General features: G+C 73.4%; 4 protein-coding genes and 1 pseudogene. 1 reads left to right on the top strand and 4 read right to left on the bottom strand.

The features are described from left to right. Window positions 1–5: 5 nt before the first annotated feature. Together ACLJQE_RS24565 and ACLJQE_RS24560 are read right to left on the bottom strand one after the other, a co-directional pair. A pseudogene (locus ACLJQE_RS24565) lies at window positions 6–1,757 on the bottom strand (acyltransferase domain-containing protein); the annotation flags it as partial. A 33-nt stretch (window positions 1,758–1,790) separates the two neighbouring features. Then, window positions 1,791–4,757: a non-ribosomal peptide synthetase gene (locus tag ACLJQE_RS24560; RefSeq protein WP_410641680.1), complete on the bottom strand. Its 2,967-nt coding sequence runs from the start codon at window positions 4,755–4,757 to the stop codon at window positions 1,791–1,793. Between the two features lie 373 nt (window positions 4,758–5,130). Here ACLJQE_RS24560 and ccrA point away from each other — a divergent pair, with 373 nt between their 5' ends. Then, complete coding sequence (gene ccrA / locus ACLJQE_RS24555) at window positions 5,131–6,372, top strand: crotonyl-CoA carboxylase/reductase (protein ID WP_410641679.1); 1,242 nt, start codon at window positions 5,131–5,133, stop codon at window positions 6,370–6,372. Window positions 6,373–6,711: 339 nt separating this feature from the next. On the opposite strand, the gene ACLJQE_RS24550 is transcribed toward ccrA, so the two are convergent. After that, the gene (locus ACLJQE_RS24550) at window positions 6,712–9,477 is read right to left on the bottom strand and encodes a helix-turn-helix transcriptional regulator (RefSeq protein WP_410641678.1); all 2,766 of its coding nucleotides are present in this window, start codon (window positions 9,475–9,477) and stop codon (window positions 6,712–6,714) included. A 14-nt stretch (window positions 9,478–9,491) separates the two neighbouring features. Next, window positions 9,492–11,105 (bottom strand): bifunctional 3-(3-hydroxy-phenyl)propionate/3-hydroxycinnamic acid hydroxylase, encoded by a 1,614-nt coding sequence (locus tag ACLJQE_RS24545; protein ID WP_410641677.1) that lies wholly within the window; start codon window positions 11,103–11,105, stop codon window positions 9,492–9,494.

Genomic DNA, 11,105 nt, shown 5'->3' with positions numbered 1-11,105 from the left:
TGCAGCCCCGCCACGGCGCCCAGCACCGCGTGGAGCTCGGATCGGCCGTCCCGCAGGGCCGACGTCACGAGGACGTCGCCGCGCGCGGCCTCGGGCAGTGTTTCCTCGACGAGCGCGGCGAGCACCCCGTTGGCGCTCATGTCCAGGTAGGTGTCCACGCCCGCCGCCGCAAGCCCCCGCACGCAGCCGAGGAAGTGCCCGGTGCCGCGCACCTGCCCGCCCCAGTACTCGGGACGGCACACCACCTCCGGGTCGTCGCCGAAGCCGGGGTGCACCGGGATGATCGGGATGCCCGGCGGCCGGGACGGCAGGCCACGCAGGAACTCCTGGAAGCCGGCGGCCATCGGCGCCATGTGCGGGGAGTGGAAGGCGCGGTCCACGGCCAGCCGCTTGACCTTGCGGCCGCGTCGCTCCCACTCGCCGGCGATCCGCAGCACGACGTCCCGGTCGCCGGAAACGACCACGGACCGCGGCGCGTTGACCGCGGAGATCGCCGCCCGGTCCGTGCAGCCTTCGAGGGATTCGCGGGCTTCGGCCTCGGTGACCCGCATCGCCACCATCGCGCCGCCGACCGTCGTCTTCTCGCGGAACAGCCGGATCCGCTCGGCGAGCACCGCGCACACGTCCGGCAGCGAGAACACCCCGGCCACCGTGGCCGCGGCCAGCTCCCCCACCGAGTGGCCGACCACGAAGTCCGGGCGCACGCCCCAGTGCTCGAACTGCCGGAACAACGCGATCTGCACCGCGAACAACGCGTCCTGGCTGTAGAGGGCTTCGTCGGCGGGCGCGACGCCGGTCCCGCCGTCACCCAGCAGGAGGTCGCGCACCGACCACGTCGAGACGGCGTCCAGGTGCGCGCACACCTCGTCGAGGGCTTCGGCAAACACCTCGAGCCGTGAGTACAGCTCACGGCCCATGCCCGGGCGTTGCCCGCCCTCCCCGGGGAACATCAGCGCCACCTTGCGCCCGCTCCCGGCCGCGACCGGGGCGACCGCACCGGTCGCCAGCTCCGCGAGCCCGGCGGTCAGCTCCGCCCGGTCCGCGCCGAGCACGACCGCGCGGTGCGCCAGGTGCGGCCGCGCGACCGCCAGCGTGTGCGCGACGTCGAGCAGGCGCGGCTCGGCCCGGTCGAGGTGCCCGCGCAGGGTCTCGGCCTTCCCGCGCAGCTCTTCCGGGCTGCCGGCCGAAAGGAGAACCGGCACGACCGTCGCGGGCTCGGGCAGCGCGGGCCGCTCCGGCGGCGCTTCCAGGACCAGCGCGTTCCCGGTTCCGGATTCCTCGGCACAGCGAAGCACCGCGCTCCGCGCGAACAACGCGGGGAGGCCGGGCAGTGCGTCGACGAGGTCGGCGGCCGGCACGTCGTCGAGACCGGCGACCGCACCGGGTCCGAGCAGGCAGTGCACGGGATCGTCGTCCGCGATGGCGTGCGCCGCGGACTTCAGCACCACGTAATCGGACCGGCCCGGCGAAACCCACCCGGCGAGCGCGAGGATCGACTCGCCGGCCTGGATGCTCCGCGCCGCCAGGTGAACCGCCGACACGAGCGAGCCGCCGGACGGCACCGCCGGGCCCGTCAGGTGGAGTTCGGCGGCGGACGGCGCCGCGTGCCCGGCGGTGAAGAGCCCGGCCACCTCCGCCGGACCGGGGAGGATCGCCGCGTTCTCCAGCGCGCGCCGGGCGATCGTCACCGCCGGCCCGCGGCCGGACGCGAACCCGACCACCGCGACGCGCGAAGCACCACCACTGTCCAAGGGCATGGGTCCAGCCGCTCCCGTTCGCGTGGTCGTGGCTCAGGCGGGCGGGCGGGCGGCGGCACGCGCCTCGCGTGCCAGTTCCGACACGTACTCCAACGTGGGACGGCGGATGATCAGGGGCAGCTTGCGCAGGAAGTTCCGCTCCTGCCCGCCGCCGACGACCTCACTGGACACCGCGGCCAGCATCGCCAGCAGCGTGGCCGAGTTCCCGCCGAGCTGGTGGAAGTCGGCGACGTCGTTGACCTCGTCGGTCTCCAGCATCAAGGTGCCGGCCCAGATCTTGGCCACCGCCTCTTCGACGTCGTCGCGGACGCGGGTCTTCACCGGGGCCGCCGCGACGATGTCGCCGAACGGGTCCGGCAGGGCCGAGGCGTTCACCTTGCCGTTGGCGGTCAGCGGCAGCTCGGGGACCACGACGATCGCCGTGGGCACCAGGTAGCTCGGCAGGCGTCCCCGGAGGTACTCGATCAGGTCCGCCACCGGAACGTCTTCGCGCAGCACGACGTAGGCGCACAGGCTCTTGTCGCCGCCGGCGCGGCGGGCGTGGCCGAGCGCGAACGCGCCGGCGACGGCGTCGTGCCCTTCCAGGACCCGGGCGGTCTCGGCCGGCTCGACGCGGTGCCCGAGCAGCTTGAACTGCTCGTCGTTGCGCCCGAGGCACTCCAGCTCGCCGTGGGGCAGCACCCTCGCGAGGTCGCCCGTGCGGTAGGCGCGGGTGCCGTCGGCCAGCGTGACGAACCGTTCGTGGTTGAGTTCCGGCCGGCCCCGGTAGCCGCGCGCGACCTGCGCGCCGCTCAGGTACATCTCGCCGATCTCGCCGATCTCGACGTGCCGGCCTTCGCCGTTCAGCAGGAAGATCTTCGTGTTGTCCCCGGGGACGCCGATCGGGACCGAGGCCAGCTCGCTCTCCTTCGCGGCGTCGAACAGGTGCGACGTGCACGCGACGGTCGCTTCGGTGGGGCCGTATTCGTTGTAGATCCGGCAGTCTTCGCCGAAGGTCCGCTGGGCCCGGGCCGCGACCGCGCCGGTGAGCAGCTCCCCGCCGGAGATCACCACGCGGAACCCGGCCGGCTTCAGGTCGAGCCGGTTGATCAGGTCGAGGTGCGTGGGCGTCACCTTCAGCGCGTTGGCGCCGGAGCGCTCCAGCATCTCGCGCAGGACGAGGTGGTTGGGCGCGTCGGGCACCAGCGCGATCGAGCCGCCCGCCAGCAGCGGCAGGTAGATCGCGGTGTTGGGCAGGTCGAAGGCCAGCGACGTGAACAGCGGGAAGCGGATCTCCGCGTCGATCCCGAAGGCCGGGATCGCCCAGCCGGCGAAGGCGGCCAGGTTGCCGTGGGTCACCTCGACGCCCTTGGCGCGGCCGGTCGAGCCGGACGTGTAGATCACGTAGGCGAGGTCGTCGGGCCGGATCTCCACGTCCGGGCGCTCGCCGGTGTTCGCGGCCAGGTCCTCCAGCGCCAGCAGCCCGCAGCCCGCCGGCGCGAGCGGGCGATCGAGGAAGGCGCGCTCGACCAGGCCGGCCGCGCACCCCGCGTCCCGCATGATCTCGGTGATCCGGTGGTCCGGCTGTTCGGGGTCCAGCGGCACATAGGCGGCGCCCGCCTTGAGCACCCCCCAGATGCCGGCCACCGCGGCGACGGTCCGCGCGGCGACGATGCCCACCACCGAACCCCGGCCGAGCCCCCGGCCGGTCAGCTCCGCGGCGATCGCGTCCGACCGCCGGTCCAGCTCCGCGAACGTCACGTCCCCTTCGGGGCCGGCGAGCGCGACCTTCCCGCCGCTGGCCGCGGCCTGCTGGGCGAACCAGTCGACGACGGTGCCCGGCCGGGACTGCGGCCGCTCCGTGTCGTTGCCGGCCCACTGCCGGTGCTTGCGGGGCGAGAGGGCCCCTTCGAGGTGGTCGAGGAGCTTCTCGGCCTCGTCGATGACGGTCGGGCCGTTGTACCAGCCGACGGTGATCTCGGTGCGCTGGCCGCACTCGACGATGTTCAGCTCGGGCGGGCCGACCAGGCCGAGGCTGGGCAACCCGTAGATCACCTTGGCGACGAAGGAATCCGTGGTCAGCCCGGTCAGGTCGATCCGCCCGACGTGGGAGACGACGGCGAGCGCGGCGTAGCGGTCACGCTTCGCGGAGAAGGAGTCCAGGGCGACGACCTGCTCGCGCAGCTTCGCCAGCGGGATGTCGAGCAGCGAGGTCTCGACCGTGGCCGCCAGGTCCCGCCCGCTGCTCAGCAGGGTCAGCAGCGCTTCGTGCGCGGTCTCCCACGAGTCGTCGCCGCGGACCTCCATCAGCGGGGTCTGGACCAGGTTCCCGGTCGCGCGGACGTCCGGCAGGTACCGGCGCAGGTCGACGGGCACCAGGAACCGGCCGGTGTCCCGGCCGCAGAACCGGGTGATCGCCTGGGTCACCTTGGCCACCAGAGCGGGGTGCACCCCGTCGACGGTCCGCCGTCGCCAGAAGATGCCCGGACGGCCCGGGGTCCGCGGTCCCAGCGCCGACGGCCACTCCATGTCCGATTTGAGCCCCGGCCGCGGCGGGACCGGAACGCCGTCGAGCAGTTCGGTCACCGTGATCGGGGACGGCGCGCCCACCGGCGGCTCACCGCGCAGCACCCGGAAGACGTCTTCGAGCCACAGGAGCACGCCCTTGCTGTCCATCACGCCGTGGAAGGCGCGGAACACCACGACGCACGGGTCGCCGGTGATCAGCAGGACCTCGCAGGTCGGGCCGTCCCCGTCCCGCATGAGCGGCTGGTAGAGCTCGGGGACGCCGGAGAACTTCGTGCGGTCGAACTCGGCACCCGGCACGGACCGCACGACCGGGGCCACCCCGGTGTCGACCCACGTCCTGTCCCGGCGGGCCAGCCGCGCGCCGGGGCAGGCTTCCGACGCGACCGCGACCGCGCGGGTCAGCTCGTCGTGGCCGATCCGGCCGTCGCCCTCGACGACGATCTGGATGACACCCGGCACCGATTCCGGATACGACAGGAACCACGTCTCCATCGGAGAAACCTGCTTGGTGTAGCTCGTGCGCGCTGCTCCCATTACCAGGCACTCTCTTTCAGTCAACGCACTCGGCACCGGGATGAAGTCCGTCCCGTCGATTCACGCGCGGGCGAGCGCCGGAAAACACGGTGTCCCCCGGCGCGGGAATCGGCAGAATCCCGTTCCCGCCGCGTCGGGAAATGTCGAGGCGAACCTATCGATCGGCCGCGACCCCGGACAACCCCCTAAGCTCCGGCGAGGACCCCTGCCTGCCGCTCCTAGGGGGTACCGGGCATTCGCGCCGCCGACCTAGACTTCGCCGCGAACACCGGGTTGTCAACTGCCTCGCGCCGCCCAGCGGACCAGCGGTCACGTCGACATGAGGAAATCGATGAAAACACTCTACGAAATCGGCGAGACCCCACCTTTCGGCGAAATTCCGCCGAAAATGTACGCGTCCGTGATCCGGCCGGAGCGGTACGGGCCGCCCGAGCAGGCATTCCGGACCGAGGTGGTCGACACCCCGGTGCCCGGTCGCGGGCAGGTACTGGTCTACACCATGGCGGCCGGCATCAACTACAACAACATCTGGTCCGCGATGGGGAAGCCGCTGGACGTCATCGCCGCGCGGCTGAAGCGCGGGGGCGGCGAACCGTTCCACATCGGCGGCTCGGAGGGCTCCGGCGTGGTGTGGGCGGTCGGCGACGGCGTGCAGTCCGTCTCGGTCGGCGACCACGTCGTGCTTTCCGGCTGCATGTGGGACGAGTCGGCGCCGGACATCCGGCTCGGGGCCGACACGATCGCGTCGAAGAGCCAGTCGGCCTGGGGTTACCAGGAGAGCTACGGCTCCTTCGGGCAGTTCAGCCTCGTCGACGACTACCAGTGCCACCCCAAGCCCGCGCGGCTGTCGTGGGAGGAGGCGGCGGCGTTCCTGCTGACCGGCGCCACCGCGTACCGCCAGCTCTGCGGCTGGCCGCCGAACACGGTGCGCCCGGGCGACCCGGTGCTGATCTGGGGCGGTGCCGGCGGCCTCGGCTCGATGGCGATCCAGATCGTCGCGCTGCACGGCGGCATCCCGGTCGCCGTGGTCTCGAGCGAGGAGCGCGCGAACTTCTGCGAGAAGCTCGGCGCGAAGGGCACGATCGACCGGCGCGACTTCCACCACTGGGGCCAGCTGCCGGACTTCGGCGACGAAGCCGCGTTCACGGCGTGGCTGCGGGAAGCCCGCCGGTTCGGCGAGAAGTTCTGGGAGGTCGTCGGCTCGCGCACGGCACCCAAGATCGTGCTGGAGCACACCGGCGAGGACACCATCCCGACCTCGATGTACCTCTGCGACAACGCGGGCATGGTGGTGATCTGCGGCGGCACCACCGGCTACCACGCGGACGTCGACCTCCGGTTCCTGTGGATGCGGCAGAAGCGCCTGCAGGGCTCGCACTTCGCGAACCTGCGCCACTGCCGCGAGGTCATCTCGCTGGTGGACTCCGGCCACCTCGACCCGTGCCTGACCTGGTGCGAGTCCTTCGAAAGCGTGGGGACCGCCCACCAGCTCATGTACGAAAACCAGCACCCGGGCGGCAACATGACGGTGCTGGTCAACGCCACCGAGCCGGGCCGCACCGAACTGCCGTAGCACCGGCGACCGGCGGCCCGTGTCGGAATCGTTCGCGCCGCCGGCTGGGGTCGCCCGCCGACGGGTGCGCCCCAATGTGGCCTTCGGTGCGCTCAACGCACCCAAGGTGGCCTTCGGTGCGCCCAACGCACCCAAGGCGGCCTTCGGTGCGCCCAACGCACCCAAGGTGGCCTTCGGTGCGCCCAACGCACCCAAGGTGGCCTTCGGTGCGCCCAACGCACCCAAGGTGGCCTTCGGTGCGCCCAACGCACCCAAGGTGGCCTTCGGTGCGCCCAACGCACCCAAGGCCACATTGGGGCCTCGGCCGCGCGGGACGCGGGCGGCCGGAAGGCTCGCCGGCTACCCGCGGCCCGGCCGCACCGGCGCGTTCGCGCTCAGGTCCGCCGGGATGTCCTTGCGGGACTTGATGTTCAGCTTGCGGTAGACCCGCGTGAGGTGTTGCTCCACCGTGCTCGCGGTGACGTAGAGCTTCTCCGCGATCTCCCGGTTGGTGCAGCCCATCGCGGCCAGCAGCGCGACCCGCTCCTCGGAGCCGGTCAGCACCGCGCGGTGGCGGCCGGGGTCCGGGCCGGTCGACGGGTCGCCCACGTCGGCGCTGATCGACAGGAGCCGCTGGGTCAGTGGCCTTGCCCCGCAGGTTTCGGCCAGGTGCCAGGCGCGGCGGAACACCATGCGGCCCCGGCGGCCGTCGCCCGCTTCGTGGTGGGCGCAGCTCAGGTCGACCAGCGCGCGTGCCTGCTCGTAGCGGGCGCCGCACGCTTCGAACAGGTCGAGTGCTTCGGTGAGCAGCCGCGGCCGCTGCTCGACGGGGGTCGTGGCCGCGAGCACCCGCAGCGACAGGCCTCTGGCGTGCCGCCCGACGTCCGGCTCCGCGAGCTGCTCGTAGGCCAGGCGCCGGGCTTGGTCCTGGTTTCCCAGGCTCAGCCAGGCTTCCGCGGCGCTCGCCTGCCACGGGATCAGCTCGGACATGTTCACGCCCCACGCCCGCATGGTCTCCCCGCAGGACAGGAAGTCGGCGAGCGCGGCGTGCCGCTTGCCGGTGGCGAGGTGGTGGTGGCCCCGGGCGAGCAGGTAGTGGAGCCCGTAGCGGCTGGTGAACATCGCGTCGTCGACGGGGTGGGTGAGGTGCTTCGCGGCGTCGTCGTGGTCGCCCATCCGGGTCGCCGCCGTCACCAGGCTCCCCAGCGGGAGGCCGAGCGCGACGCCCCACGCCGTGGGGTCGACCAGGGCCATCGCCGCCCGCGCGTGGTCGGCCGCGTCGGCCAGGCTGCCCTGCCTGAGGGCGATTTCGGCCTGCGCCGCGGTGAGGATCGCCTGCCTCGTCACGGCTTCCCGGCGGGCCGCCGAGGTCCGCAGCCGGTCGCACCAGAGCATGGCCGGGCCGGGCAGGTCGGCGCCGAGCAGGACCAGCAACGCGAGCAGGGTGGCCTCGTCACCCCACGAGGCGGTCCGGACCAGGTCGCCGTCACGCAGGAGCTGCTCCGCGCGGGCCGTCGCGTCTCCGGTGCGGCCGTGCGTGAGGAGGCCGGAGAGCTCGGCCACCGCGTTGAGCACGGGGTCGCTCTTGGCCGGGAGCAGCGTGTCCTGGTGGGCGCTCTGCCGGGCCGGGGGACGGCGGCGGCGCGCCAGCGGCGGGTGGACGCAGGTCAGCCACTGCTCGACGTCCCTCAGTTCGGCCGCCCGGCCGGGGTCGTCCGCGGCGGCGGCGCGGACGAGGCCGAGGACCTCGACGGCGTCGTCCACCCGGCCGTGCCACAGCAGCTGTTTGACCAGGACGAGCCGATCGCGGTGCCCCAGCCGGTCCTCGCGCGCCGCGACGACGAGCGGGGCGAGGTGGCGGACCGCCGCCGCCGGGTTGACCTGCCAGCCGGAGTGCGCGAGCCGGCTCAGGATGGCCGCGCGGCCGGCGTCGTCCGCGGACGACCGGTGCGCCAGCGCGAAGAGGTCCACCGCGGCCCGGTGCCGGTCGCGGAGCACCGCCTGCCCGGCCGCTTCCAGCAGGACGCCGCCGGCCCACGGCTCGGTGGCTTCGCCTGCCTGCACGAGGTGGGGCGCGATCTCCGCGGCCGGCCGCCCCCGTTCGTACAGCTGTCCCGCGGCGCGGCGGTGCAGGGCGACGCGCCGCTGCGCGCCGAGGTCGTCCAGCACGGCGGCCCTGGCCACCGGGTGCCGGAACCCGCAGCCGGTCAGCAGTCCCGCCGCGGTCATCGCGTGGAGCAGCCCGCCGACCGTCTCGGCGTCGACGCCGATCAGCCGGCCGAGGTCGCCGGGTGACGAGCCGTCGCCGAGCACGGCGATCGCCCGCGCGACCTGCGTCAGGTCCGGCCCGCCGCGGTGCAGGCAGCTGACGAACGCCACCCCGTACCCCCGCCGCCGGACGGCACCCCCGGCCCGGTGGTCTTCGAGCAAAGCGTGCACCAGCACCGGGTTCCCGCCGCTGGCGGCCAGCAGTTCCGGGGTCAGCCCCCGCGCCTCGGTCTCGCCGAAGTGCGCCGACAGCAGCTCGCCCACGCCGCTACCGGACAGCGGGCCGACGCTCAACCGCCGGAAGTGCGCGTGCCTCGACAGCTCGGCCCGGAACGGCGGGTGCGTGGTCGTCACCGTGGCGTCGTCGGTGAGCACGACGAAGATGCGCGCCGAGCCCACGCGCCGGACGAGGTGCAGCAACCAGCGCACCGACAGCGCGTCCGCGTGCTGCACGTCGTCGACGCCGAGCACGACCGGCGACCGGGCCGCCAGGTCCAGGACCGCCGAAGCCAGCCGGTCGAAGACCCGCACGACACCCGGTTCCGGCGCGCCGGAACCCGTGTCGCCGTCGGCGAGCGACGGCGGCAGGTCTTCGAGCAGGCCGGCCGGGAAGCTCGTGCCGTGCCCGAACTGGTTCAGCACGCCCCAGGGCAGCATCCGTTCCGCGTGCGAGCCGGTGCTTTCCAGCACCACGACCCCGGCGTCCTCCGCGTGTTCGGCGAACGCCCGCAGGAGCGTCGTTCTCCCGCTGGCGACGGGACCGTCCACCAGCGCCACCTGACCTTTCCCGGCCAGGACGGCGGCCAGCAGGCGGTCGAGGGCACGCAGCTGCCCGGTGCGCTCGACGAGCGGCTTCACCCGGTCCTCCCCTGCTACCCGGGTTCCGTGAGCTGACGGCGGAGGTCCGCGACCAGCCCGGTCAGTTCCGCCGGCCCGGCCGCGGCCCCGAACAGGTAGAAGTCGGGGCGCACCAGCACGGCGACCGCACCCGTCCGCTCGAGGTAGGGCAGGTACACGGAGTCGAGGTCGACGACGTCGTGCTCGCTGCCCCCGGCGGCCGGTGTGCCGGCGGGCAGGACGCGCACCAGCCGCGTTCCGATCGCCTTCAGGAAGCCGGCGCTGTCCGCGTCGAGCAGGTCGTCCGGGTGCTCGCTGCCGATCAGCGCGAACCCGGGCCCGACGACCTGGTCGAACCGGCCGGTGTGCGGGCCGCGGGCCACCATCCCCTGCGGGGTCAGGTCTCCCGCCGCGGCGGCCGGCGCACCGGCGTCGTCGCGGTGCAGGAGGCCGTCGGCGAGCTTCAGGTAGACCCGCCGCTGCTGCCCCTGCTGCCGGCCCGCGCGGAAGGCCTTGACCATGGTCGCGTCGCGGCCGCGAGCGGCGGCGGGATCGGTCTCGCAGATGACCTTGCCGATGTCCACCGACGCCTCGATCACCGAGCGCGTGTGCGCCCCGCGTTCGGTGGTGTAGGAGTCGAGCACCCGCGCGTCGGCCAGGCCGGCCAGCACCAGGTCGAGCTTCCACGTCAGGTTCACCGCGTCGCGGAACCCGGAGCACATGCCCTGGCCGAGGAACGGCGGCATGACGTGCACCGCGTCGCCGGCCAGCAGCAGGCGACCCGAGCGCCACCGGTCGGCGCACCGCGCCCGGACGGTGTAGACCGCGTGCCGCCGGAGCGTCGCGTTCGACCGGTCGATGCCGAACAGCCCCAGCAGCCGCCACACCGTCTCGATCGAGCCGAACTCCTCGACCGGCTCGCCGGGCAGCCGCATGAACTCCCAGCGCCGGTGGCCGTACCCCGCCGACACCGAGGTCCGCGGCCGGGCGGGATCGCAGATCTGCAGGTTGTTCGGCGTGAACTCGCGGGGCTCGTTCTCCACGACGTCGCAGATCAGCCAGTCGGGCGAAAAGCCGAAGTCGGTGAACCCGGGTTCGATCCGGCTCCGGACGAAGCTGTTGGCGCCGTCGCAGCCGACCGCCCAGCGCCCGGTCGCGCCGAACCGTTCGCCGCCGGGGCCCTTCGCGACGAGTTCGACGTGGTCGCCGTGGTCGGTGAGCTCCTCCACCACGTGCCCGCGCACGACGGTGAGGTTGGGCAGTTCGGCCGCCTTCGCGTCGAGGGCCGCTTCCAGTCCCGGCTGGTACATCGACGTCGACTCGGGCCAGCCGCACCAGCCCCGCTCGGGCACGGTGAGGTGCATCAGCGTGAGGCCCTGCGCGTTGCGGAAGGTGTAGTCCCGCGTGGGTTCGATGACGTCGTCCAGCGAGTCCGCGACGCCGGTCAGCGCGAGGATGCGCGCGGCCTCGTCGTCGTAGGTGACCGCACGCGGCATCCGGTAGGGCTCCGACCAGCGCTCGACCACGGTGACGCCGTGGCCGAGGCGGGCGAGGAGGATCGCCAGCACCTTGCCGACCGGGCCGTAGCCGACGATCAGCACGTCCGTGTCCACCACCGCGGGTCCCTTCCCGGGAACGTTCGTGTCCAT

It is taken from the genome of Amycolatopsis sp. lyj-346, assembly GCF_046548975.1.
Taxonomy (GTDB): domain Bacteria; phylum Actinomycetota; class Actinomycetes; order Mycobacteriales; family Pseudonocardiaceae; genus Amycolatopsis.
This window is presented reverse-complemented; position numbering and strand designations above follow the sequence as displayed.